The organism is Sorangium sp. So ce296, from assembly GCF_051529605.1.
Lineage (GTDB): Bacteria > Myxococcota_A > Polyangia > Polyangiales > Polyangiaceae > Sorangium > Sorangium cellulosum_D.
Genome location: NZ_CP150325.1, coordinates 4,884,863 through 4,909,587 on the forward strand (window position 1 = coordinate 4,884,863; position 24,725 = coordinate 4,909,587).

The window sequence follows — 24,725 nt, forward strand, 5'->3', positions numbered from 1 at the left end:
TTCGAATCAACCTTCGTGTCGGCCGCTCACACCCCGGCGGCGGCCTCGAGCGCGGCGCGGACGAGCAGCGTGATCTGTCCGGGAGAGGCCAAATCGAGCGGACCCATCATCGCCTCTGCGTCGAGCAAGAGGAGCTCGAGCGCCTCGCAGTGCGCTGCCAGCGCGTCCTCCCTGGCGTCGCCGAGCCGGACGACCGCGGCCGCTCCGTGCAGGGCGAGCGCCCAGGTGGGCGCGAAGCTCTCCTCGGTGGGGAGGCCGATCAGGGCGAGCTCGACCCCGTCGCCGAGCCGGATCACGCCGAGCGGCCTCGGGAGCGCCGCGTGCGGCGGCGGCTCGGCCGGGACGTTCGCGTCCGCGATGCGGCGGACCGCGTGGGAGAGCATCGTCATGCGGCGCGCGCTCGCGGCGATGACGAGGTGCGGCGGCGGCGCGAAGCCCGGCCGGGAGAGGCGCGTCACCAGCGACCGGAGCACCGGGAAGTGCTCCGGCGGCGCGAACGGCGTGGTGAGGTCGGCGAGCGAGATGCGGCGGATCTTCCCGGCCTCCGTGAGCTCCATCAAGACCTCCAGGATCAGGAGATCCGGCGCGCCGATCTCGTCGAGCAGCTCGTCGAGGTTGTGCGGCATCTGGAGCAGCGCCGTGAGCTTCTCGGCCACGAGCGCGCGCTCCGTCGGCTCGCCGAGCGACGGCGGCGGCGCCGTCGGCGAGCGCGTCGCCTCGGGCTTGGGCGCCGTCGACTCGGCCGCGCGGAGCGTCGGCGGCGGCGGCATCGAGCCGCGGCCGCCCCGCGGCGCGCTGGCCGGCATCGCCAAGGGCGCCGGCGCCGTGATGTCGGGCACGGAGGTCGCGGCGCTCGCGTCGTCCGCCGCGAGGGCGCCGCCGGAGATCGCGACGGCGCTGAAGAGCTCGTGGCTCGGGAGCGGGGTCAGGTCGAGATCGTCGCTCGACGGCTCGGTCACCAGGAAGGCCTCGCCGGCGGGGGCGAGCTCGGCGCGGCGGCGCTGGACCTCGTCGACCTGGCGGAGCGCCTCCATCAGGAGCCGCGACGTCGGCGCGATGAGCCGGCGCGCGCTCGTCGGCTCGCCGGGGGAGAACGCGAACTGCCCGTCGCGCTCGCCGAGCAGCCGGTAGAGCGCCTTCTCCCCCTCGAGGCGGCGGTAGACGGCGTCGATCACCTCCCCTGCCGCGAGCCGGAGCTCGCCGGCGCCGGCCGGCGTGGTGATCCCGAGGACGCCGCTCCGGCGGTTCATCGCGAGCAGCTGGAGCAGGTCGACGAGCGGGACCTGCTGGAGATCGCCGCGGATCTCCTGCAGCGCCGTCGGCTTGGAGCCGCGCGGGGACGCCTCGGTGATGCGCGAGACGATGTGATCGACGTCGCTGCGCAGGACGTCGTCGGGGCCGAGCTCGCCCTCGGCGCCGTCGACGACGAACAGGATGGGGGTCTCGGCGAGGTCGGGGACGGCGGCGAACGCGTCCGCGAGCGCGCTGTCCTCGTCGAGCGCCCGCGCGGCCAGCACGACGTCGGGGCGGCGCTTGAACGCCTGCTCCACGGCCTCGAACGCGCCGTTCGCGTTGGTCACGGTGAGACCACGCGCCCTGAGCGCCGACGCGAGCGCGCCGAGCGCGTCCACGTCCGAATCGACCAACAGCACCCTTCGAGACACTGGACGGCGCCCTCCGAGTCAGCCGAAGACCCGCAGCCCGGCCGCGCGGCCGAGCCGCTCGGCGAGGAAGTCCGCGAGCAGCGGATCGGCCGCGTGGATACCCTTCACGAAGCCTCCCTGGTTCCGCCCGACGAGCGCGTACGCGCCGTGCTCCGCGAGGACGCAGAGCGCCTCGATGTCGTCGCACCCCGGCGCCGAGCGGAGGTCGAGGGCGTGCACCACCACGTCGTCGCGCGGCGACGCGAGCAGCGCCTTGACCTGCGCGCCCAGGCTGAGCCCGTCGTGGTGGGCGACAAGGATGAGCACGGCGCCCCCGCGGAGCGCGTTCCGGATCACCGAGGTCGCGAGCAGGACCGTATCGGTGACCGACAGATCGAGCGCCCGGGGCGCCGAGATCGCGGAGGGGCCCTCGGCGCTCGGGGCCTCGCGCACGAGCAGGCTGAAGATCTCGCCGATGCTCCGCCGATCTTGGGGGATGCGGTGCAGGATCGAGGACTTGGTGGCCTCGGCGCGCCGCCGGGCGATGCGCAGCAGCTGCGCGAGCCCCTGGCCGTCGTGGGGGAAGGTGGCGATGCCGACGAGCAGCCCCTTCGGCAGGTACCCGGCCCGCTTCTCGCTCCCGGCGACGCGCGAGAGCATCCGGCGATGGCAGGCGTGGGCCTCCAGCCCGGCGGTCTCGGGCATGAGCAGGTGGAACTCGTTCTCGTCGACGCGGGCCAGGATGTCCGTGTCGCGCACGGCGCGGAGCAGGTGCTCGGCGACCTGACCGGGGTTGAGCCCGTTGGCCGGGGGCGGCGGCGTGGCGCGCCAGTAGGAGAGGTCGTCCTGGCGCTCCGGCGCGGCGGTCGCGTCGGGCTCGATGACGATGGTCGCGATCGTGAACCGGCGGCCGTGCCGCTTGGCCTTGTCGATCTCCCGGCCGGCGACGTCGACGTAGTACGCGAACGAGTAGGCGCTCGACGCCGGGTCCTTCATCGCGGCGCCGCCGGTCGAGCGCTCGCGCTCGCCGAGCAGGGCGAGCGCCGTCGTCGCCTGCGTGGCGAGCAGCTTGACGAGGCCGTCGAGGAGCGGGGCGCGCCGGGACGTGGAGACGCTGCTGTCGGGGCGCCTGACCGACGGGAACGCGGAGCTGCGGCCGGGCTCCTTCTGGAGCAGGAGGTGCCCCGCGGACAGCCTGCGGAGGGCGAGCGGCACGACGATGAGCTGCTCGCGCCGGGCGAAGTCGAGGATGTCGGCCTCGCTCCCGTAGGCCGGCGCGCGATCGAGCGGCCCGGTCAGCGCCGAGCGGGTCAGCTCGGTGGAGCGCTCTCCGACCGTCAGGTACACGGCGGCCGCGGCCGCGCCGGTCGCCTCCACGAACACCTCGGCGACCTGCTGGGCGGCCGCGTTGCGGTCGCGCGCATCGGCGAGCTCGGCCACGCGGGCGATCCACCCGGCTGCCCGCGCGCTGCGCGCGGACTCCTGCTCCAGCTGCACCCGGAGGGCGCGCTCGACGAAGCGCACCCGCACCGAGCCGACCGCGTTCAGCACCTCGTCCCCGCCGAGCGGCAGGAGGAAGAGCCCTGCGCCACCGAGCGCGACCGCGTGGGCGCCCGCCTCGAGCTGCGACCGCGTCGCCAGCGCGAAGACGGTCGCCTCGGGCGCGAGCGCCTTCAGGTGGTGGACCATCGCGAGGCCGGCCCCGTCGCCGAGCCCGACGTCGATGAAGGCGACGTCGGGCGCCGCGGTCTCGGCCAGGGCGATGCCCTCCGCGAGATCGCTGGCGAGCATCAGCTCGTCCGACGTGATGACCCGCGAGAACAGCGTGTGGGTCGCCTCGTCGGCGATGACGGCGAGCACCTTGAGCGAGATCTCGTGGACCGGCGCCCGGCTCGGGCTCCAGACCCCCTCGACCGAGGCGGTCACGCGATCACCACCTCGCCCGAGAACGCCCGGCGCGCCGGGCCTTGCATGAGCAGCTCCAGGGACCCGGGGGCGACGGTGATGCGCAGCGAGCCGCCGGGCAGCACCACGCGGAGGGGCGCTCCGTAGGGGGCGCGGCCCTGCGCGCACGCCGCGGCCGCCACGGCGCAGGCGCCGGTGCCGCACGCCAGCGTCCGGCCCACGCCCCGCTCCCAGACGGTCACGTCGATGCACGCGCCCTCGGCCTGCTCGGTCGGCCGAGCGCGGCAGAACTCGACGTTGATGCCCTCGGCCGGCGTGGTCGCCACGATCGGCCCGAGCTCGTCGATCGCGTCCTCGGTGTAGGGGTCGAACGTCACCGCGTGCGGGTTGCCGACGTCCACGGTCGCGAACCGGTGCTCCGCGCCGAGCGCGGTGACCACGAGCGGCTCGCCCAGGCGGGCGCGGCCCATGCCGACGAGCACGTCGAAGCGGTCCCCGGCCCGGGTGACCTCGCAGCGTTTGTCGCCGGCGTCGGTCGCGATGGTGACCGCCTTCTGGGGCGTCCCTCGGGAGACGAGGTAGGCCGCGACGCAGCGGATGCCGTTGCCGCACATCTCCGGGCGGCTCCCGTCGGCGTTCCAGACGTGCATCGTGGGCCGCTCGCGCCGCTCGCGATCGATGACCAGCACGCCGTCGGCGCCGATCCCGAACCGGCGGTCGCAGAGGCGCCGCGCCGCCTCGGCGGTCATCGGGACCGCCTCGACGAGGATGAAGTCGTTGCCAAGACCTTCCCACTTCTCGAACCGGACGACGTTTTCCTTCATCGCTTCGCCCCGGCGAGCCGCGCTCGCGCCTCGGTCTCGTTGAGCCCGCGGACGGCGACGACCTTGCTCCTGCCGCTCGCGCCGAGGGCGATCTGGACATCGCTCTGGCGCACGTCGAGCGCGCGCGAGAGCAGCTTGACGAGCTCCGCGTTGGCGGCGCCGTCGACGGGCGGCGCGGTCAGCGACACGTCGAGCGCCCCTTCCCGCACCCCGGCGATGGCGGAGCGCGACGACTTGGGGCGCACCTGGACCGAGATGCGCACGCCTTCGGCGCGCTCGGTGATCGCGAGGCGGCTCCACGCGGCGACGGGATCGCTCTCCTCGGGTTTGCTCATCGGGCCGCCGGCATCGTAGCGTATCTCGAGCTCACGCGTGGTCCCCGCGAGGCGCGGTCAACGTCGCTCGGTCACGCCGGTCACGCCGGTCACGCAGCTTACGTCAGCTTCGGCGGCGTACGGCCACCGCGAATTTGCCGCTCGGCGCGCCGACCCGCTACTCTTTTCGGCCAGGTCGTGGGTCGGCTCGCGCAACACGATCCGGCAGGGGCGACTTGCGTCAGCGGTTCTCGATAATCACCGCTGATGCTCATTTCCGCGGTGGAGGCGTTTGCCATGGCTGATGAAGGAGAAGGGTCGGTGGCCGCCACGTCCGGCCTCGCGAGGAGGCTCTGTGCGCTCGCGCTGCTCGCGGTGTCTGGCGGCCTGCTCGCGTCTGCATGCGCCGATAACGAGAGCAGCCTGTTCGTCCGGATGCGCATGGCGCGGACGGGGGACTGCACCGTGACCTGCGGCCCTGACGAGCCGTTCTGGACCGAGGACGCGGTCGACGCCGCGTACGTGGGCAGCCACAGCGCGACGCTCCTCGTGGGCAACCAGATCGTGCAGCGCGGCGACCCGGACGTGCTCCGCACCGAGACGTCGCGCGTTCACCTCTACGAGGCGGAGGTCCGCGTCGACGACATCGAGGGCAACGCCGTGACCGAGGGCTACGTGGTCCCGATCACGGGCACCATCGACCCCGGGACGGGCAGCGATGCCGGCTACAACTGCGCCGAGGTGCTCCTGCTCGACGGCGCCACGATGGACAACCTGCGCGGCCAGGCCGCGAGGCTCGGCCGCGACGTCCAGGTGGTGGCGTCGGTGGTGGTGCGGGGCAGGACGCTGGGTGGCCAGGAGGTCGAGACCGCCGAGTGGTCCTACCCGATCCGGGTCTGCTTCGCGTGCAGCCGGTGCGTCGATGTATCGCCGGCGGCCTGCTGCGCCAGCTCCGCCAGCGAGGAGTGCGAGGACAACGAGGACGTCGAGGCGACCTGCCCCGGCCAGCGAGGGCCGCAGGACTGCCGCAACCTCGGTCAGACCTGCGCCGAGTACATCAACAGCTTCGGCCTGTAGCCGCCGCGGCCCCCTCGAGGGCTCTCTGCCAACCCGGAACGCCCACCCGGCGCGCTGGCGCGAGGCGCGGTCACCGCGCCGATGCAGCGCGCCGCACCGGGGCCGCTTCCGGTGACGGTCCCGTCAGCACATTGAAGAGATAGACGAACGGGAGGCCCAGCAGCGCGACGTCGAGCTGGGCAGCGAGGACGATCGCGGTTTCTTTGGAGGCGCCGAGCCCGAGCCGCATCTGGGCGAGCAGCCCCGTGCTCATCACGTAGGGCGAGTGGAAGTTGTAGCTGCGGGCTCCCCAGAAGACGGCGGCGGCGATCCCCGGCTCCAGCGCGTCGGCGTCGGCGCTCCACCGGCCGTAGACCCCGGTGGAGACGATCAGCGGAAACAGGTCGAGGACAGGTGCGAGCGCCGAGACACCCGCGCCGGCCTGGAGCTCGTCGAACCCGTGGGTGAGCACCTCGGCATAGGGGCCGACACCGAAGTCGTCGTTGGCGCCGCGGCCGAACAGGACATCGCCTCGCAGCCCCGCGTGAAAGGCGGTGGACTCCCACCACCGCCGCTCGAGGCCCGTGCCGGCGGCGCCGAGGGTGACGCCGACGCTCGCCTGCGGTTCGGCGCGAGCCGTGCCGTGCGCGAGAACGACCCCCAGGAGGGCGGCAACCAAGGCAGCTGGGCGGCCCGCCGTAGGCATGATGGGGCGATGCTACAGGGCGCTGCCGGGGGGCGCGCTGGAATTCTGCGATCCGCGTCGGCCTACGAGGCTGTCGAGGGTCCGCCGTCGGGTCGACGTCGGTCGGATCTCGGCGCGCGCTCCGGGTCTCCGGCCAGGTCGCGGAGCGCGTCGCTCCGGGCGAGCTGCGAGTGTGACTGTGACTCTCCGGCGGGATGAAGGAGCGCGCCTTCGGGTCTCTGGGCGCTCGTCGGCCGCGTGTGTCATCGGCAAGTCACTCCGTTCGCACGGTGCAGCCCGCTCTGCGCGCCCGGCGGGGTTCATGGTAGCGTCCGGGGGCTATGGCGCGCCGCACCGTGCAGCTACGGGTGGGGGGTCAGACCTACCGCGTGGTGACTTCCGCGAGCGATGAAGAGCTCCAGCGGCTCGCGGCTGTCGTCGACCAGAAGCTCGCCACGGTTGTGCCCGCCGGCCGCGCTATGACGCCGCAGGCCATGTTGCTGGCGGCGATCGCGCTCGCCCACGACCTGGAGCAGGAGCGGTCCCGGACGGCCATGATCGCCGGCCGTGCGCGGGATGCGTTCGGCCGGATCCTGCAGCGGGTCGACGCGGTGCTCGGCGTCGGCCCGGATTCGCCGTCTTCGGGCGAAGCGAACGGCAGCACGCCCTGAGCGTGATTCCTCATGCGCCGCGCGGTCCTACGGACTGGCCCGGCTGCCCAAGGAGATGGCATGCCTGCATCCATGGATGAAGCTCCCCGCCCGCCCGCGTCGACGCCCGAAGGGGTGAACGCCCTTCGCCACCTGCAGGACGAGCTCTCCGAGCTGGACCGCGCGGGCCTGCTGCGCACTCCTCCGGTCACCGCGGCTGGTCCGGGGATGCTGGTGCTGTGTTCGAACGACTATCTCGGGTACGCCGCTCTCCCCTGGTTGTCGGAGGGAGGCGCTGCGAGCGGCGCGGGCGCGTCCCGTCTCGTGAGCGGGACGCACGAGGCGCATTTGATGGCCGAGCGCGAGCTCGCCGCGTGGCTGGGCATGGAGGCGGCGCTCCTGTTCTCCTCGGGGTACGCGGCCAATGTCGGCACCGTCGCCGCGTTGGCCAGGCCGGGGGATGTCATCGTCTCGGATGCCCTGAACCACGCCTCGCTCATCGACGGCTGCCGCCTCTCGGGAGCGGCCATCGACGTGGTCCGCCATCTCGACGCGGAGGCGGTCGAGAGCGCTCTCGTGCGCGGCCGGGGCGCCCGCCGCCGGTGGGTCGTGACCGAATCGCTCTTCAGCATGGATGGCGACAGCCCCGACCTGCGCTACCTCCGCGAGCTGTGCGACCGTCATGACGCCGCGCTGGTGGTGGACGAGGCGCATGCCCTCGGCATCCATGGGCCGCGCGGCGCTGGCCTGTGCTCCGAGGTCGGCGTTCGCCCCGACGTCCTCATCGGCACGCTCGGCAAGTCGATCGGACTCCACGGCGCCTTCGTCGCGGGCTCCTCGACTCTGCGGACTTACCTGTGGAACCGCGCGAGGAGCTTCGTGTTCTCGACCGGCATCAGCCCCATGGTGGCGCTCGCGTCGGTGGACCGCGTCCGTCGTGCCGCCGCCGACGACGCAGGTCGGTCACGACTGGCCACGGTCACGCGCCAGCTCCGCGCTGGCCTGCACGCGCTGGGGGCCCCGCTGCTCCCGGGTTCGTCGGGCCCCATCCTCCCCTGGCTGTTGAAGTCGCCGGGTGCCGCGGTGGAGATGTCCCAGCGCCTCGCACGGGAGGGCATCCTCGTCCAGGCGATCCGCCCGCCGACGGTGCCGGCGGGTACATCGCGGCTGCGCATCACGGCGAGCGCGTCGCTCTCGGAGGCCGATGTGGAGCGTGCCCTTGCAGGATTCCGCGAGGCGCTGCGATGAGGGGCCGCCCTGTTTCACGTGAAACAGGTCAGGTCCGGATTGCCGTGGTCGGAACCGGGACCGGCGTGGGCAAGACACACGCGACCGGCGCGCTCGTCGCCGCACTGGCAGCCCGCGGCGACAAAGTCTGCGGCCTGAAGCCCATCGAGTCGGGGGTGGACGGCGTCTCGGCGAGCGATGCCGATCAGCTGGCCGCGGTCAGCTCGGTTCAGCCCGAGCCGGCGCCGTACCGCTTCCGGGAGCCGGTCTCACCGCACCTCGCGGCGCGCCGCTGCGCCAGCATCATCTCGCTCGAAATCGTGGCGTCGTGGGTCGCGAGGCAGAAGGCGCCCTGGGTGTTCATCGAGGGCGCCGGCGCGCTCCTCTCCCCTCTCGGGCCGCGGCTGACGAATGTCGATCTCGTGCGCGCGCTCGCTCCTGATGCCGTCGTGCTGGTGGGCCTCGACCGGCTGGGCATTCTTCATGAGGTTGCCAGCGCCGTGCTGGCCCTGCGCGCTTTCGCCCCCGGTTTGCCGCCGGCGCAGGTGGTGCTGAACCCGCCGGCAGCTCCCGATGCTTCGACCGGCACCAATGCGGGAGAGCTCGAAGCGCTGGGCATCGCCACAGGCGCCGTGGAGATGCCGCGTGCGGACCCCACAGCGCCGGCATCGCTCGCCGCAGCCGAGCTTGTTCTCGCGCGACTCCGTACCTGACTCCGTCCGCCATCCGGCCAGTCAGGTCACGTCCAAACGCGACCGGCTCTGCCGCTGGTTGCCGACCCGATCCCCGCTACGTCTGGTTCCAGCATCGGGGCGCGTTCCAGGCGTGCCCTTCCAGGAGTGCGCGAGGCGCGCTGCCAGGTGAGGCCGTCCTGTTTCACGTGAAACAAGCGCCGGGTGGCGGTGGTCGGAACCAGGCCCGGCGTGGGCAAGACGCACACGGGCTTCACGCTCGTCGCTGTCCCGGCAGCTCGCGGCGACGAAGTTTGCGGCCTGAAGCCCATCGGTCGGGCGTGGACGGTCTCTCGGCGAGTGACGCCGATCAGCCAGCCGCTATCGGCTCGGTTCATCTCGAGCCGATGCCTTACCGATGGGTACGCTACGGTCAGCGCGTCGCGTAGCTTTCCGGAGCGGTCTCACCGCACCTGGGACGCGCCGCCGCGCCAGCGCCGTCTCGCTGGAGGTCGTGACGGCGTGGGTCGGGCGGCAAAAGGCGACCTGGGTGCTCACCGAGTGCGCCGGCGAGCTCATCTCCCCTCTCGGGCGGACTGAGAAGCGCAGCTCTCGTGCGCGCGCTCGCTCCCGATGCTGCCGTTCTGATGGGCCTCGCGGCTGGGCATCCTCATGAGGTTGCCATGCCGGACTGACCCTGCGCGCTCGCCCCCGGGTCTGCCGCCGAAGCAAGTGCTGCTGAACCCGCCGGCAGCTCCCGATGCTTCGACCGGCACCAATGCGGGAGAGCTCGAAGCGCTGGGCATCGCCACAGGCGCCGTGGAGATGCCGCGTGCGGACCCCACAGCGCCGGCATCGCTCACCGCAGCCGAGCTTGTTCTCGCGCGACTCCGTACCTGACTCCGTCCGCCATCCGGCCAGTCAGGTCACGTCCAAACGCGACCGGCTCTGCCGCTGGTTGCCGACCCGATCCCCGCTACGTCTGGTTCCAGCATCGGGGCGCGTTCCAGGCGTGCCCTTCCAGGAGTGCGCGAGGCGCGCTGCCAGGTGAGGCCGTCCTGTTTCACGTGAAACAAGCGCCGGGTGGCGGTGGTCGGAACCAGGCCCGGCGTGGGCAAGACGCACACGGGCTTCACGCTCGTCGCTGTCCCGGCAGCTCGCGGCGACGAAGTTTGCGGCCTGAAGCCCATCGGTCGGGCGTGGACGGTCTCTCGGCGAGTGACGCCGATCAGCCAGCCGCTATCGGCTCGGTTCATCTCGAGCCGATGCCTTACCGATGGGTACGCTACGGTCAGCGCGTCGCGTAGCTTTCCGGAGCGGTCTCACCGCACCTGGGACGCGCCGCCGCGCCAGCGCCGTCTCGCTGGAGGTCGTGACGGCGTGGGTCGGGCGGCAAAAGGCGACCTGGGTGCTCACCGAGTGCGCCGGCGAGCTCATCTCCCCTCTCGGGCGGACTGAGAAGCGCAGCTCTCGTGCGCGCGCTCGCTCCCGATGCTGCCGTTCTGATGGGCCTCGCGGCTGGGCATCCTCATGAGGTTGCCATGCCGGACTGACCCTGCGCGCTCGCCCCCGGGTCTGCCGCCGGCGCAAGTGCTGCTGAACCCGCCGGCAGCTCCCGATGCTCCGACCGGCGCAAGAAGGCGGGAGAGCTCGAAACACCCAGCATCACCACAGGCACGGTGGCGATGCCGCGCCGCGTGCGGAACCAACAGCACCGGCATCGTCCCTGAAGCCGAGCTCATCCTGACGCGCCACCGTACCTAGCTCCGCTCGCCGGAGGCTGGCCAGGACACGTCCGAACGCGACTTGCTCTGCGGCCAGCTGTGAACCCGACCCGACTCTCGCTCCGTCTTGGCCCAGCGCCAGGGCGCATTCCAACCGTGCCCTTGCAAGGGGTGCGCGAGGCGCTGCGAGGACAGGCTCTCCCTGTTTCACGTGAAACGGCTGCGGGTGGCGGTAGTCGGAACCGGGATCGGCGTGGGCAAGACGCACACGATGGTCACGCTCGTCGGTGCGCTGGCAGCTCGCCGCGACGAAGTTTGCAGCCTGAATCCCATCGCGTACGGCGTGGACGGCCTCCAGGCGCGCGACGCCGATCAGCTGGCCGCCGTCAGCTCGGTTCAGATCGAGCCGGCGTCGTGCCGATCGGGCACCTCACGGCGAGTGCATCGCGGCGCTTCTCGGAACCGGTCGCATCCCACCTGGCGGCGCGCCGCTGCGCCAGCGCCGTCTTGCTGAAGGTCGTGACCGCGTCGGTGGGAAGCCAAAGGGTGCCCCGGGGCCTGCAACGAGAGCGGCGGCGCTCTCGTTGAAGACCCCGGCGCGGGCACCGACGAACGCAGAGCTGGTGTGCGCGCTCGCTCGTGATTCCGTCGTGCTGACCTGTCTCTGCCCCTGCGCATCCTTCAAGAGGTTGACCACGCCGTGTTACCCCGCCGGCGCTCGCCCTGGTTGGCAACCGGCGCAGGTAGCGCTGAATTCACCGCCAGCTCCCGATGCTTCGACAAGCACCGACGCGGGAGAGATCGCGCCGCGAGCTTCGGCCCAACCCCAGCCGCTCCCCGTCTGGAGAGGTCGCGCCGTGAGCTTCGGCCCCACCCCAGTCGCGCCCCGTCTGGAGAGGTCGCGCCGTGAGCTTCGGCCCCACCCCAGTCGCGCCCCGTCTGGAGAGATCGCGCCGCGAGCTTCGACCCAACCCCAGTCACGCCCCGTCTGGTTCCTGTCTCAGGCGCGTTCCCAGAGTCGCTGGCCCACACGGTTGCCGAGCTCGTCACAAGCCTGCCGGAGAGGAGGCTGGCCGGGTCTTGAGGGAGAGCTGCTGGGCGAGCCCCAGGACCGCGCTGTGATCGTCTTCGCCCAGCGGACGTTGCAGCGCTACGGGCCTGAGAGAGCGTTACGAGTGCGTAGAGGAACAGGTGAACCGAGCGGTTTGCTCGACGTCGCGCTCTATCCCGGAGCGCGGCTGCTCCGAGCCGATCGCGCCCTACTCTTAGCATCACGCAAGGTGCCCGCGAGCGGCGCGCCGTCGCGCTCGACAGGGTCGCCGGGCGACATTCTCTGCTCGGTGCTGACCAGCACGTCGTTCCTGGGACCCACGAACGCACGCCACGGCAGGGCGCACGGCGAACGGCGACGGCAGCCTCGTACCTTGCCTTGCACCGGCGGTCGCTCACCTGCCGCTGCGACGTGCAGGCGCAGGCGTGGCGTGTACGCTCGGCGAGCCGGCAGAACGTGTCGGCGCAGGCCGTGCCGCCGACAGCGAGAATGCGCAGTGCCGAGCTCGCGCAGCTCGGCGACGAGATGGCACGGATGCTCGGATGGACGACGGCTCCGGTCGGGAGCGGTCGCGAGGTGGCTCAGGTCGCGTCGGCGACGACGCGACCGCGCTCCAGCACGACACGCGCGGCAGCTCGATGCCGGAAGACCTCCGGCTCGTGCGAGACCACAACCACGGCGGCGCCCCGCGCCACCTCGGCTTCCACCACCGTGAGCAGCCGCGCGACACCGGACCGATCCAGGCCGGTCGTGGGCTCGTCCAGCAGCACCAAGGAAGGCTGATGCACAAGCGCCCGCGCGAGCGCGATGCGCTGCCGCTGGCCACGCGAGCACGTCCGCAGCGGGCGAACCGCGAAGCTCCCGAGCTCGAAGCGCTCCTCCGCTCGACGCCACGCTTCCTGCGCATCGAGCCCGTGGAAGCTGGCCGCCAGCTCGACGTTCTGCTGGCCGGAAAGGTCCGGGTACGCCAGCGACTCGTGAGACAGCCAGCCGATGGTGCCTCGAACCCGCCCCGTGTCGTCCCCGAGCGGCTCGTAGCTGACGTCGCCCGACGTCGGGCGAATCACGGTGCCCAGGATCCCGAGCAGCGTCGACTTGCCCGACCCGTTCGCCCCTTCGATGAGCGTCAACCGGCCCGATTCGATGGTCGCGGTCACGCCCCGCAGCGCCGCCGTCGTTCCGTACGTCTTCACGACGCCACGCGCCACCACGCGCTCGATCGCATCCACTGCGCTCACCTCGCTCCTGCGCTCACACCCGTGTCAGCTCTTGTCGCCGCCCCGCGCGCGACCCTCACCGCGGACGACCGTGGGCATGTCCTCCGGGAACGCAGGCGGATCAACCACCGTCGCCTCATTGTCGTCCGAGAGCTCCGCCCCCCTGAGCGGGCCCAACGAAGGGATCGTCGGCCGATCCTCCGTCTCGTCGTCCCGAGACGGCCCGTCCACCACCTCGGCGACCGGCTCGCTCCGCCTGCGCACCGCCCCAGCGTCGCTCGCCGCCCCCGAAGCCCGCGTCGACCACGCGCCGTGACGCAGCGCAAGCCCCTTCCCGCCGTCAGCGACCTGAGCACCCTTCCTCGCCACCTCGGGCGCTGAGCGGCCGCTCGCGGCGACGATCCGACCGGGCTCGCCGGCGTCCTGCTCGCTTCCCAGCCGCGCGAACATCATCGTCCCGTCGTCGTTCCGCTCCTCGATGAGGCTCTGCACCGCGACGCGCTCCACCCGGCGCTTCTGCGACACGGGTACCTCGTTCTTGAACCGCCGCAGCGCCTCCTGGAACTCACGGGCGCTCTGGAAACGCTCGTCGCGCTCCTTCGCCAGGGCGCGATCCACCAGGCGCGAAAGCCCCGGCGGGATCGTGGGATCGAGCTCCGTGACCGGGCGGTGCCAGAGCGTCAGGATCTGGACGAGCAGCGCATTGTAGTTGCGCGCGACGAACGGGCGCTGGCCGGTCAGCGCCTCGTAGAGGATCACGCCCACCGCCCACAGATCGAGCCGGTGGTCAAGCTCGACATCGCCTCGAGCCTGCTCGGGCGCCATGTAGTACGGCGTTCCCATCACCATGCCGGTGCGGGTCAGATCCATCGTCCCATCCATGCCGGACGCCTGGGAGATGCCGAAATCGAGCAGCTTGGCAACCGGCAACATGCCGGCGCGCTCCGAGAGGAAGATGTTCTCCGGCTTCAGGTCGCGGTGAACGATGCCCCGCTCGTGCGCGGTCACCAGCGCGGAGAGGACCTGCAGCATGATGTCCACGAGCTCGCTCGGCGGTACGGGCCCCCAGCGCTCGATCCGCTGCGCCAGCGTCTCACCGTGGAGGCGCTCCATCACAAGGTAGGGGCTGCCGTCAGGGAGCCACCCCATGTCGTAGACCTCGCAGATGTTCGGATGACCGATCCGCCCCGCCACCCGCGCCTCGTGCTCCAGCCTCGAGATCGCCTCGCGCTGCTGCGTCTCCCGCGGGTGCATCACCTTGACGGCGACCAGCCGCCCGATCTGGAGGTGCTCGGCCTCGTACACCGCGCCCATGCCCCCCTCCCCGATGATCGCGGTGACCCCGTACTTGTCGCCGATCACATGCCCGAGCAGCGAACGCCCCGACGACGCGCTCGCCGCGTCTCTCCTCGGCCACGCCTCGACCCGCGCATCGCCGCGGCTGGACAACGGCCCGCGCGGCGGCGTGGATCGCGCCTCGGGACGCGGCGTCGGCGCGCTGCGCGCCGACGAGCTCGGTCCCACGCCAGGCGAGCCCCTCGGCGACGGCGGCGCTGATCTCGGCGGCGGCGGCGCTGATCTCGGCGGCGGCGGCGCTGATCTCGGCGGCGGCGGCGCTGATCTCGGCGGCGGCGGCGCTGATCTCGGCGGCGGCGGCGCTGATCTCGGCGGCGGCGGCGCTGATCTCGGCGACGGCGGCGCTCCCCGCGACGGCTGCGGTGCAGCAGGTCGGGGGACAGGCTGCAGCGGAGCCGCCACGACGCGCCGGCCCCCACGGGAAGACGAGGGTGCCTCGCGCGATGCGATGACGAGACCGGTCGACGGGCACACGATCGCCGCAACGTCGTGGTGGCTACCGCAGTGGATGCACCGCACCGAACTCAAGTACGTACATTTTGCAATACTCCATCCAGGTGCCGCTCGGAACTGCACAGCGCATCAGGTGAGAGCGTGACCGGCCGCGCTCGGTTGTACATTCCCGAGCACCCCCTGGTGGATCTTGGGGATAACCCCCTCGACAACCCTGGGGGCAAAACGGGGGAGACACGCCGCCCGCCAGCTGTCCCCCGTCCTCCTACCCCTGAGCACGGTCCATTTACCCCAGGGCGCTCGCTTCTAACTGCTCGGATTCATTGAGCAATCTGAGTTATCCCCGCCCTCCACAGCGCCTACGACGAAGACGATGTCTTTATCTATCTATTTCATGGAAAGAAGAGGCGTCCCGCAAGGTCACCGGAGCGCTCATTTCCCGCCCACGCCCGGGCAATAACCCTGCTAAAGGGAGCGGCTCCGGAGTCGGCTATGGACCTTGTGATCCCCAAGAAAGATCTGCTTCGCCTCGTCGCGCGCTGCCAAGGCGTGGCGGATAAGAAAAGCGCCATGCCTGCGCTCGCCAACGTCCTGCTCGCCGCCGATGGCAACGCCGTCCGCGTCGCCGCGACCGACCTGTACCTCGGGGTCACCGGCCAGACCCACGCGGACATCAAGACCGGCGGCACCGTCGCGGTCCCCGCCAGGGACCTGCTCGAACGCGTGAAGGCCATGCCCGATGGCCCGATCCAGATCACCACCACCGAGGGCGCGCACACGTCGCTCAAGGCCGTGGGATCGCCCCGGCGCTACACCCTCCCCGGCCTCCCCGGCTCGGAGTTCCCGCAGCTGCCCGCGCCGTCGCGCGACGCGCCCTCGCTGGAGCTCCCCGTCGAGCAGCTCGCGCTCCTGATCGCCAGGACGCACTTCTCGATCTCCACCGACGAGACGCGCGCCCATGTCAACAGCGCCCTGTTCGAGTGGGCCGGCGACCGCGTCCGGATGGTCACCACCGACGGCCACCGCCTGTCCAAGATGGAGGCGACCGTCTCCGGCAGCTCCGCCACCGCCACCATGCTCATCCCCCTCAAGGCGATCACCGAGCTCCGCCGCCTCGCCGAGGAGGCGCGCGCCGAGAAGGAGACCCCCATGGTCGCCATCACCCAGAGCGGGCCGAACGCCTTCTTCAACATCGCCGGGATGCAGTTCTCGGTGAAGCTCGTCGACGCGCAGTTCCCCCCCTACCAGCAGGTCATCCCGTCCGTCACCGAGCGCTCGGTCCGCGCGCCCCGCGTCCAGTTCGCCGAGGCCCTCCGCGCCATCGCGCTCGCCGCCAACGACCGCACCGGCGGCGTCAAGCTGTCGATCGCGCCGGGGACCCTCCGGATCACCAGCGAGAGCCCGGACACCGGCGCCGGCTTCGACGAGGTGGCCGTCGACTACGCCGGGCCCGAGGTCACGATCGGCTTCAACGCCAAGTACTTCCTCGACGTGCTCGGCTCCATCGACGACGAGGAGGTCATCCTCGGCATCTCCGGGGAGCTCGACCCCGCCGTGCTCCGGCCCGGCAGCGAGTCGAACCAGCAGAGCTACGTCGCCGTCATCATGCCGATGCGGATTTGAGCGCGCCCGACGACGAGCGACGGGAACGCCTCCCGAGCCTCCTGCTCGAGCGGCTCCACGTGCGCGAGTTCCGGAACCTCGGCCGCATCGACGTCGAGCCGGCGCCGCGCCTCAACGTCATCGCCGGCAACAACGGTCAAGGCAAGACGAGCCTCCTCGAAGCGATCTACTTCGCGGCCACCTCGAGGAGCTTCCGCACCCACCGCGCGGCGGAGCTCGTGCGCCACGGCGCCGACGTCGCGAGCGCGCGCGCGCGCTTCATCGAGCGCAGGGACGCGCTGCCGCCCCTCGCGCGCGAGCAGACCGCCGCCGTGGAGCAGAAGCGGTGCGTGGTGCGGATCGACGGCAACCGGCCCCCGAGCCTGTCGAGCTTCGCGACGCGCTCGCCCGTCGTCGCCTTCCACACCGAGGAGCTCGCGCTGTCTACCGGGCCCGCGAGCGCGCGGCGCACGCTGCTGGATCGGCTGGCGCTCTTCATGGACCCGCAGAGCGCCGACCACCGCGCCCGGTACGCGCAGGCGCTCCGCGCGCGGCACGAGCTGCTCCACCGCGGCGGGGGCGCGTCGCCGCAGGGGGGCGCCGAGCTCGACGCGTTCGAGGAGCTCTGCGCCCTGCACGGCGCGGCGCTGACCCGCGCCCGCGCGGCCGCCGTCGAGGCGCTCGCGCCGGAGCTCGCCCACGCCTTCGCCCGCATCGCGGCGCCCGACCTGACCCTCGCCGCGCGCTACGCGCCTGGCGGCGCCAGCGACGCCGCGCAGGCGCGCGAGGCGCTGCGCGAGCACCGCCGGCGCGACGCCCACCGGCCGAGCGCAGGCTTCGGCCCCCACCGGGACGACCTGGTGCTCGAGCTCGACGGCCACCCCGCCCGCGTGGTCGCCTCCCAGGGGCAACACCGGGCCCTCACCCTCTCGCTCAAGGCGGCTGAAACCGCCGCCATTGCGTCCGTCCGGGGTGTAGAGCCCATTCTCCTGCTCGACGACGTGTCCAGCGAGCTCGACCCCGACCGGACGGCCGCGCTGTTCACGTTCCTCGGCATGGCGCGCGGACAGGTGTTCCTGACGACCACGCGGCGCGATCTCATCGTCACGCCGGGCGTACCCGCGTCGGCGCGGCGCGATTTTCACGTCGAAGGCGGCGCGCTCAGCTGACGTGCGCCGCGGGGGCGGACGCGGCGCGGCGGGGGCGCGGCGAGGCCTGCCGCGGCCGCCCCGAGACGCGTTGATCCCGCCCCGCAGGGCACGAGTTGGGATGCTCCGGACGCGCCCGCGCCAGGCGTCGAAAATACGGTGTTACGAGGCTTCCGGACTCGGCGAAACGCTTGCCCGAGCGGCTGATTTCGGCTACATTTCCGCAGTCTTTACGGGGCATCGACGAGCGGTCCGCGCATGAACGCTCGTGCCCTCGGAATCGATCCGGCGCCGCGGCTGCCGCGACCGGGTCCCACCAGACGAGCTGCCCATCGCGCCGGCCCCTCCACTGCAAGAACTCCGGCAATCCGAGCGGTCTCCGCCGCTCTGCGCCCCCCGGTGAGAGGCGGCGGGCGCGCCCACCAGGACCGAGATGACGGAACCCACCCTGAGCCAGCCGACCGACCTCACCAAGGCGTCGTACGACGCCCACAGCATCACGGCGCTCGAAGGCCTCGAAGCGGTGCGCAAGCGCCCCGGCATGTACATCGGCGATGTGCACGACGGATCGGGGCTGCACCACCTGGTCTGGGAGGCCGTGGACAACGCCGTCGACGAGCACCTCGCCGGCGCCTGCACGGAGATCAGGGTCACCGTCCACTTCGACGGCTCGGTGTCGATCGAGGACAACGGCCGCGGGATCCCGGTCGGGATGCACGCGAAGGGCGTCAGCGCCGCCGAGGTCGTCATGACCGTCCTCCACGCCGGCGGAAAGTTCGACAACTCCAGCTACAAGGTCTCTGCGGGCCTGCACGGCGTCGGCGTGAGCGCGGTGAACGCCGTCTCCGAGTGGCTCAAGGTCGAGATCAAGCGCGAAGGAAAGCTCTGGTTCCAGGAGTACGGCCGGGGCGTGCCGAGGGCGCCGCTCAAGGCGATCGGCGTGACGGACAAGACGGGGACGAAGATCACCTTCAAGCCCGACCCGATCATCTTCAGCACGGTCGAGTTCAGCTTCGACGTCCTGGCGAGCCGCCTGCGCGAGCTCGCGTTCCTGAACGCCGGGCTCATCATCCACCTCGACGACCAGCGCCCCGACGGGAGGGCCGAAGCCTACGAGTACAAGGGGGGTATCGCGGAGTTCGTGGCGCTCCTCAACAAGACCAAGGAGCCGATTCACGACGAGGTGATCAGCTTCGTGTCGCAGCACGAGCTCGGCGCGGGGGGCGAGGCCGGGAACGGCCGCGCGAGCTCGGCGCCGCCGGTCGGCGTGGAGGTCGCGCTGCAGTGGAACGGCTCCTACACGGAGGCGATCTTCTGTTACACGAACAACGTCCACAACAGGGACGGCGGCACGCACCTCACCGGGCTCCGCGCCGCGCTCACGAAGACGATCAACAACTACGGGAGCGCGCACAACCTCTTCAAGGAGCTGAAGCAGGGCCTGCAGGGCGAGGACGCGCGCGAGGGCCTGACGTGCGTGCTCAGCATCAAGCACCCGGACCCGTCGTTCGACTCGCAGACGAAATCCAAGCTCGTCTCCAGCGAGGTCAAGGGCATCGTCGAGGCGGCCGTCAGCGACAAGCTCGCGCAGTACTTCGAGGAGAACCCGCAGAGCGCGAAGAAGATCATCGAGAAGGCGGTCGTCGCGGCCAAGGCGCGCGAGGCGGCCCGCAAGGCCCGCGAGGTGATCCGCAAGGGCTCGCTCGACGTGACGTCGCTCTCCGGCAAGCTCGCCGACTGCCAGTCCAAGGACCCGGAGAAGAGCGAGATCTACATCGTCGAGGGCGAGAGCGCCGGCGGCAGCGCCAAGATGGGGCGCGACCGGCACTTCCAGGCGATCCTGCCGCTGAAGGGCAAGATCCTGAACGTCGAGCGGGCGCGGCTCGACCGGATGCTGAGCTCCGCCGAGGTCGGCACGCTGATCACCGCCCTCGGCTGCGGGATCAACGACGCCGGCGGCTTCGAGATCGACAAGCTCCGCTACCACAAGATCATCCTGATGACGGACGCCGACGTCGACGGCTCCCACATCCGCACGCTGCTCTTGACCTTCTTCTTCCGGCAGATGCCCGAGATCATGGAGAAGGGGTATCTGTTCATCGCGCAGCCGCCGCTCTACCGCGTGCGCAAGGGCAAGCGGGACCTGTACCTGAAGGACCAGGCCGCGCTCGACGAGTTCCTCGTGGGCAACGCCGTGGACGGGCTCGAGATCGTCGCGAGCGGCGCGCAGACGGGCATCGCGGGGCAGCCGCTCTACCGCCTCGCGCAGCGGCTGAAGCGGTTCCGCGCCGTGCTGTCGAACATCGACAAGCGCTGTGACGCGCGGATCGTGGCGGCGGTGCTCCGGTCGAGCGGGCTCGGGCGCGACGACCTGCGGGAGACCAAGAAGGTCGCCGCGGCCGCCGACGAGCTCCGGGCCTACCTGAAGCAGCGCTACCCGGACCTGTTCCCGCTCACGCTGTCGACGCCGCGCGACACCGAGCACGGGACGAGCCGGATCGAGGTCGTGCCGCGCCCTGGCGCGAGCGCGCGAAAGAGCGTCATCGACTGGGATCTGGTGGGCTCGCCGGAGTACCAGGAGGCCTGGTCGATCGAGCAGGACCTGCGCTCCATCGGCGCGCCCCCCTACCGGGCCCGCACCTCGAGCGGCGAGGAGACCATCGAGAACGGCGAGGCGCTCGTCGACTACATCGAAGAGCGGGGCAAGAAGGGTATCGCGATCAGCCGTTACAAGGGTCTCGGCGAGATGAACGCCGACGAGCTCTGGGAAACGACGATGAACCCGGACGCGCGGACCCTCCTCCAGGTCCGCATCGACGATGCGGTGAAGACGGACGAGCTCTTCACGATCCTCATGGGGGATCAGGTCGAGCCGCGGCGCAACTTCATCGAGCAGAACGCGCTCAACGTGAAGAACCTCGACATCTGAGCCTGTGTCCGGGGCGCGCGGCGGACGGAGCCCGCGCCCGCTTCAGCCGAGGACCTCACCGCGCACGGTGGGGTTGACGCGGCGCTGAGGCTGCATCGATCGACCGATGCGTTCGCTCGGTATCTCTGGCAAGACGCTTGCTTGGCCGGCCCCTTGCTAGCGATGGCACACGCCTTAGCTTCGAGGTGCCATGAGAATCGAGCGAATGACGACGAAGGCCCAGGAGGCCATACGAGAGGCTGTCGATTTCGGCAGCCGCCGGGGAAATCCCGAACTCTATCCCGAGCACATCGTGCGGGCGATCGTCGGCCAGGACGGCGGCCTCGGCGCTCCGCTGGTGCAGAAGGCAGGCGCCGATCCCGCGGGGCTCCTGCGCCTGCTCGACGCGAAGATCGACACCTACCCTCGCGTGAGCGGCGGCGCCGAGCCGAACCTGTCGAGGCGCGCGCTCGCGGTCCTGCAGAAGGCCGAAGACGAGGCGAAGGCGCTCAAGGACGAGTACATCTCGACAGAGCACGTCCTGCTCGCCGGGACGAAGACCGACAAGGAGATCCAGTCGATCTTCGAGCGAGCGGGGCTGTCGTACGACAAGCTCCTCGCGTCGCTCGCGGCCGTGCGGGGCAATCAGCGCGTGACGGACCGGGACCCCGAGGGGAAGTTCCAGGCGCTCGAGAAGTACACCCGCGATCTCACGAAGCTCGCCCGACAGGGCAAGATCGACCCGGTGATCGGCCGAGACGAGGAGATCCGGCGCGTGATCCAGGTGCTGTCGCGCCGCACCAAGAACAACCCGGTGCTCATCGGTGAGCCCGGCGTCGGCAAGACGGCCATCGTCGAGGGCCTCGCGCACCGCATCGTCGCGGGCGACGTGCCCGAGTCGCTCAAGGACAAGACCATCGCCGCGCTCGACCTCGCCGCCATGGTCGCAGGCTCGAAGTTCCGCGGCGAGTTCGAGGACCGGCTCAAGGCGGTGCTCAAGGAGATCGAGGGCTCGAACGGGCGCATCATCCTGTTCATCGACGAGCTCCACACGCTGGTCGGCGCCGGCGCGGCCGAGGGCGCCATGGACGCGGCCAACATGCTGAAGCCCGCGCTCGCGCGCGGCGAGCTCCGGTGCATCGGCGCGACCACCCTCGACGAGTACCGGAAGCGGATCGAGAAGGACGCGGCGCTGGAGCGGCGCTTCCAGCAGGTGCTCGTCGCGCAGCCCACCGTCGAGGACACGATCGCCATCCTGCGCGGCCTGAAGGAGAAGTACGAGGTCCACCACGGCATCCGCATCCAGGACGCCGCGCTCGTGGGCGCCGCGGTGCTGTCGAACCGGTACATCACCGAGCGGTTCCTGCCCGACAAGGCGATCGACCTCATCGACGAGGCGGCGTCGAAGATCCGCATGGAGATCGACAGCCTGCCCACGCCGATCGACCAGGTGGAGCGCGATCTGCTCAAGCTGCAGATGGAGGAGCAGGCGCTCAAGCGCGAGAGCGACAAGGCGAGCAAGGCGCGCCTCGACGAGGTGCGGCGCGAGATCGCCGAGCTCCAGGGGCAGCGCGACGCGATGCGGGCGCAGTGGATGCGGGAGAAGGAGCTCATCTCCGAGCTGCGCCAGCTCAAGCCGCAGATCGAGGAGCTCAGGCTCGAGGAGGAGCGCCTGAAGCGCGCCGGCGATCTCGGGCGCGCCGCGGAGATCCATTACGGCAAGATCCCGGAGATCGAGAAGAAGCTCGAGTCGATCCGCACGACCCTCGCCCAGGTGCAGTCGAAGCAAAGCTACCTGAAGGAGGAGGTCACCGACGAGGACATCGCCGCGGTCGTCTCGAAGTGGACCGGTATCCCGGTGTCCAAGATGCTCGAGAGCGAGATGCAGAAGCTCCTGCGCCTCGAGGAGGAGCTGCGGCGGCGCGTGGTCGGGCAAGAGGACGCGCTCCGCGCGGTGTCGAACGCCATCCGGCGCTCGAGGGCCGGCCTCGGCGACGAGCGGCGGCCGATCGGGTCGTTCCTGTTCCTCGGGCCGACCGGCGTCGGCAAGACCGAGCTCGCGCGCGCGCTCGCCGAGATCCTCTTCGACGACGAGCGGGCCATGGTGCGGCTCGACATGAGCGAGTACGGGGAGCGGCACGCGGTGGCTCGCCTGATCGGCGCGCCGCCCGGGTACGTCGGCTACGAGGAGGGCGGCCAGCTCACGGAGCCGGTGCGCCGGCGGCCGTACAGCGTGGTGCTGTTCGACGAGATCGAGAAGGCGCACCCGGACATCTGGAACACGCTCCTCCAGGTGCTCGACGACGGGCGCCTGACGGATGGACAGGGACACACGGTCGATTTCAAGAACACGATCATCATCCTGACATCCAACCTCGGGACGCCCGCGGCCGCGGCGATCGAGGAGCGGGCGAACCTGCCGGCCGACGAGAAGGCGGAGCTCGTGCGGAGGGCCGTCATCGAGGAGGTGCGGAAGCACTTCCGCCCGGAGTTCCTGAATCGCCTGGACGACCTCATCGTGTTCCGGCGGCTGGCGCGCGAGCAGATGGAGAAGATCGTGGATATCCAGCTCGATCTGCTGCGAAAGCGCCTGGATCGACGCGGGCTCCTGTTCACGATCTCGTCCGACGCGAAGGGCTACCTCATCGATCAGGGGTGGGATCCGCAGTACGGCGCGAGGCCGCTGAAGCGCGCCATCCAGCGGAGCATCGAGGACGAGCTCGCGAAGCGGATCCTCGGCGGGGAGTTCAAGCAGGGCGACACGGTGCGGATCGACCGCGGGGACGGCGCGCTCACGTTCACGCGCGCTGCGCCGAACTGACGCTCGTCAGCCCGCGCCCGCGTCAGCGCTCGGGGAGGTTGCCGGCGATGCGGCGGAGGAGGTCCAGGACGGCGTAGGCGGCGCCGAGCTGGACCTCCTCGCGATCCCCCGAGAACACGCGGTCGCGCACGACGAGGCCGCCAGGGTGCGACACGGCCCAGTAGCACAGGCCGACCGGCTTGGTCGCCGTGCCGCCCGTCGGGCCGGCGATGCCCGTGACCGAGATGGCGACGTCGACCTCGCAGAGGCGGCGGACGCCCTGGGCCATCTCGGCGGCGACCTCGGCCGACACCGCGCCGTGGCCGCGCAGGGTGTCCTCCGCGACGCCGAGCAGCCGCGTCTTGGCGCTGTTCGCGTAGGTGACCGCGGCGCCGACCAGGTAGTCGCTCGCCGGGTAGCTGGTGAGCAGGTGGGAGATCAGCCCGCCGGTGCACGACTCCGACACGGCGAGCCGCCAGCCCCGGGCGCGCACGGAGCGCCCGACCATCTCCGGGAAGGCGTCGTCCCCCTCCCCGTACACGGCCGTGCCGAGCCGCTCGCGGACATCGGCCGTCGCCCTCAAGGCCAGCTCGTGCGCCATCGACTGCGTGGCGGCGCGGGCGTGGACCTTCACGTCCACCTCCGGGTAGTGGACGCGATAGCCGAGCGTGATGCCGGGATAGGCCTCCTCCACCCCCTTCAGGAGCTCGCCCGCCGTGGACTCGGGGAGGCCGTAGGTGCGGAGGCGGACCTGGAAGGTGTTGTTCGGAGCCGCCGGCCGCACGCGCGGCAAGACCTGCTCGGTGAACATGGCCTTCATCTCCCGCGGCACGCCCGGGAGGAAGAAGACCGTGGACTCGCCGAGGTGGATCCCGAAGCCGGGCGCGGTGCCAGAGGGGTTCGGCAGGATCTCCGACCCGGCGGGGACCTCGGCCTGCTTCTCGTGGCCCGCGTTCATCGTCTTGCCGCGGCTCTCGACGCGGCGGCGGATGGCGAGCAGCGTGCTCTCGTCGCGCACGAGGTCGGTGCCCGTCGCGCGCGCGGCGGCGAGCGCGGTGAGGTCGTCGGTCGTCGGGCCCAGGCCGCCGGTGGCGATCACCAGCCGGTGCGCGCTCGCGAGCTTCTGGACGGCGGCGACGATGCGATCCACGTCGTCGTCGACGGTGAGGGACTCGCTGACCGTGAAGCCCGCTGCGGTGAGCTCGGCAGCGAGCCAGGCCGCGTTGGTGTTGAGGATCTCGCCCCGGGTGAGCTCGGTCCCGATCGAGAGAAGCGCGACAGTCATTGGGAAGGGGGACTGTAACCCAATCCGGAGCCGACGGAGCGCGTTTCCGGACGGTTTTGCGGTCGTTTGGGCGCGGTTGTCGCCGTTCGCGTGCCATCCCTCCTCCCTCCGCTAGCTCCCCCTCTCCGCTAGCTCCCCCTCTCCGCTGCCTCCCCCTCTGCCCTCCTCTCCCCTCCCCTCCGACACCGCCGTGAGCGGCGCGGCGC

The 24,725-nt window shown here is 71.3% G+C and carries 17 protein-coding genes; 9 read left to right on the forward strand and 8 right to left on the reverse strand.

Annotated features, from left to right (window positions below):
* Positions 1 to 26: 26 nt before the first annotated feature.
* The 4 genes from WME98_RS18380 to WME98_RS18395 are packed head-to-tail and all read right to left on the reverse strand — an operon-like array spanning position 27 to position 4,707.
* Positions 27 to 1,652, reverse strand: a complete 1,626-nt coding sequence (locus tag WME98_RS18380) for a DUF4388 domain-containing protein (RefSeq protein WP_437952464.1) — start codon at positions 1,650 to 1,652, stop codon at positions 27 to 29.
* Between the two features lie 30 nt (positions 1,653 to 1,682).
* Complete coding sequence (locus WME98_RS18385; protein ID WP_437952465.1) at positions 1,683 to 3,569, reverse strand: diguanylate cyclase domain-containing protein; 1,887 nt, start codon at positions 3,567 to 3,569, stop codon at positions 1,683 to 1,685.
* On the reverse strand, positions 3,566 to 4,372 hold the full coding sequence (gene dapF, locus WME98_RS18390; RefSeq protein WP_061623284.1) for a diaminopimelate epimerase: 807 nt from the start codon (positions 4,370 to 4,372) through the stop codon (positions 3,566 to 3,568). Before dapF ends, WME98_RS18385 begins: the two co-directional genes overlap by 4 nt.
* Positions 4,369 to 4,707 (reverse strand): DUF167 domain-containing protein, encoded by a 339-nt coding sequence (locus tag WME98_RS18395; protein WP_437952466.1) that lies wholly within the window; start codon positions 4,705 to 4,707, stop codon positions 4,369 to 4,371. The genes dapF and WME98_RS18395 overlap by 4 nt, the downstream gene beginning before the upstream one ends.
* Positions 4,708 to 4,983: 276 nt before the next feature.
* Between WME98_RS18395 and WME98_RS18400 the strand changes: the two genes are divergently transcribed.
* Entirely contained in the window at positions 4,984 to 5,763 is a 780-nt protein-coding gene (locus tag WME98_RS18400; protein WP_437952467.1) for a hypothetical protein, read from the forward strand.
* Positions 5,764 to 5,833: 70 nt separating this feature from the next.
* Here the strand turns inward: WME98_RS18400 and WME98_RS18405 are convergent, their stop codons facing one another.
* A complete protein-coding gene (locus tag WME98_RS18405) occupies positions 5,834 to 6,448 on the reverse strand; it encodes a hypothetical protein (RefSeq protein WP_437952468.1) in 615 nt (204 codons plus the stop codon).
* Positions 6,449 to 6,768: 320 nt separating this feature from the next.
* Here WME98_RS18405 and zapA point away from each other — a divergent pair, with 320 nt between their 5' ends.
* The 3 genes from zapA (at position 6,769) to bioD (ending at position 9,017) form a co-directional block, all read left to right on the forward strand.
* Positions 6,769 to 7,098 (forward strand): cell division protein ZapA, encoded by a 330-nt coding sequence (gene zapA / locus WME98_RS18410; protein WP_061623287.1) that lies wholly within the window; start codon positions 6,769 to 6,771, stop codon positions 7,096 to 7,098.
* A gap of 60 nt (positions 7,099 to 7,158) precedes the next feature.
* A complete protein-coding gene (locus tag WME98_RS18415; protein WP_437952469.1) occupies positions 7,159 to 8,325 on the forward strand; it encodes an aminotransferase class I/II-fold pyridoxal phosphate-dependent enzyme in 1,167 nt (388 codons plus the stop codon).
* 65 nt (positions 8,326 to 8,390) lie between these two features.
* Positions 8,391 to 9,017, forward strand: coding sequence for an ATP-dependent dethiobiotin synthetase BioD (gene bioD / locus WME98_RS18420; protein WP_437952470.1), 627 nt, complete (start codon positions 8,391 to 8,393; stop codon positions 9,015 to 9,017).
* Between the two features lie 3,314 nt (positions 9,018 to 12,331).
* On the opposite strand, the gene WME98_RS18425 is transcribed toward bioD, so the two are convergent.
* Positions 12,332 to 12,988 (reverse strand): ATP-binding cassette domain-containing protein, encoded by a 657-nt coding sequence (locus WME98_RS18425; RefSeq protein WP_437952471.1) that lies wholly within the window; start codon positions 12,986 to 12,988, stop codon positions 12,332 to 12,334.
* A gap of 24 nt (positions 12,989 to 13,012) precedes the next feature.
* Entirely contained in the window at positions 13,013 to 14,329 is a 1,317-nt protein-coding gene (locus tag WME98_RS18430; protein WP_437952472.1) for a serine/threonine-protein kinase, read from the reverse strand.
* Here WME98_RS18430 and WME98_RS18435 point away from each other — a divergent pair.
* The 5 genes from WME98_RS18435 (at position 14,304) to clpB (ending at position 23,255) form a co-directional block, all read left to right on the forward strand.
* Positions 14,304 to 14,921, forward strand: a complete 618-nt coding sequence (locus WME98_RS18435) for a hypothetical protein (RefSeq protein ID WP_437952473.1) — start codon at positions 14,304 to 14,306, stop codon at positions 14,919 to 14,921. The genes WME98_RS18430 and WME98_RS18435 overlap by 26 nt on opposite strands.
* A gap of 347 nt (positions 14,922 to 15,268) precedes the next feature.
* Positions 15,269 to 16,399, forward strand: coding sequence for a DNA polymerase III subunit beta (gene dnaN / locus WME98_RS18440; RefSeq protein ID WP_437334417.1), 1,131 nt, complete (start codon positions 15,269 to 15,271; stop codon positions 16,397 to 16,399).
* Positions 16,396 to 17,547, forward strand: a complete 1,152-nt coding sequence (recF, locus tag WME98_RS18445; protein WP_437952474.1) for a DNA replication/repair protein RecF — start codon at positions 16,396 to 16,398, stop codon at positions 17,545 to 17,547. The genes dnaN and recF overlap by 4 nt, the downstream gene beginning before the upstream one ends.
* Before the next feature lie 412 nt (positions 17,548 to 17,959).
* Positions 17,960 to 20,455, forward strand: a complete 2,496-nt coding sequence (gene gyrB / locus WME98_RS18450) for a DNA topoisomerase (ATP-hydrolyzing) subunit B (RefSeq protein WP_437952475.1) — start codon at positions 17,960 to 17,962, stop codon at positions 20,453 to 20,455.
* Positions 20,456 to 20,645: 190 nt separating this feature from the next.
* Positions 20,646 to 23,255: an ATP-dependent chaperone ClpB gene (gene clpB, locus WME98_RS18455; protein ID WP_437952476.1), complete on the forward strand. Its 2,610-nt coding sequence runs from the start codon at positions 20,646 to 20,648 to the stop codon at positions 23,253 to 23,255.
* Between the two features lie 22 nt (positions 23,256 to 23,277).
* On the opposite strand, the gene WME98_RS18460 is transcribed toward clpB, so the two are convergent.
* On the reverse strand, positions 23,278 to 24,519 hold the full coding sequence (locus WME98_RS18460; protein ID WP_437952477.1) for a CinA family nicotinamide mononucleotide deamidase-related protein: 1,242 nt from the start codon (positions 24,517 to 24,519) through the stop codon (positions 23,278 to 23,280).
* Between the last annotated feature and the right edge of the window lie 206 nt (positions 24,520 to 24,725).

Coding starts and splice junctions, on each gene's coding strand:
- dapF (WP_061623284.1), bottom strand. CDS start 4,372: ATGAAGGAAAACGTCGTCCGGTTCGAGAAGTGGGAAGGTCTTGGCAAC.
- WME98_RS18395 (WP_437952466.1), bottom strand. CDS start 4,707: ATGAGCAAACCCGAGGAGAGCGATCCCGTCGCCGCGTGGAGCCGCCTC.
- WME98_RS18400 (WP_437952467.1), top strand. CDS start 4,984: ATGGCTGATGAAGGAGAAGGGTCGGTGGCCGCCACGTCCGGCCTCGCG.
- WME98_RS18405 (WP_437952468.1), bottom strand. CDS start 6,448: ATGCCTACGGCGGGCCGCCCAGCTGCCTTGGTTGCCGCCCTCCTGGGG.
- zapA (WP_061623287.1), top strand. CDS start 6,769: ATGGCGCGCCGCACCGTGCAGCTACGGGTGGGGGGTCAGACCTACCGC.
- WME98_RS18415 (WP_437952469.1), top strand. CDS start 7,159: ATGCCTGCATCCATGGATGAAGCTCCCCGCCCGCCCGCGTCGACGCCC.
- dnaN (WP_437334417.1), top strand. CDS start 15,269: ATGGACCTTGTGATCCCCAAGAAAGATCTGCTTCGCCTCGTCGCGCGC.
- gyrB (WP_437952475.1), top strand. CDS start 17,960: ATGACGGAACCCACCCTGAGCCAGCCGACCGACCTCACCAAGGCGTCG.
- clpB (WP_437952476.1), top strand. CDS start 20,646: ATGAGAATCGAGCGAATGACGACGAAGGCCCAGGAGGCCATACGAGAG.
- WME98_RS18460 (WP_437952477.1), bottom strand. CDS start 24,519: ATGACTGTCGCGCTTCTCTCGATCGGGACCGAGCTCACCCGGGGCGAG.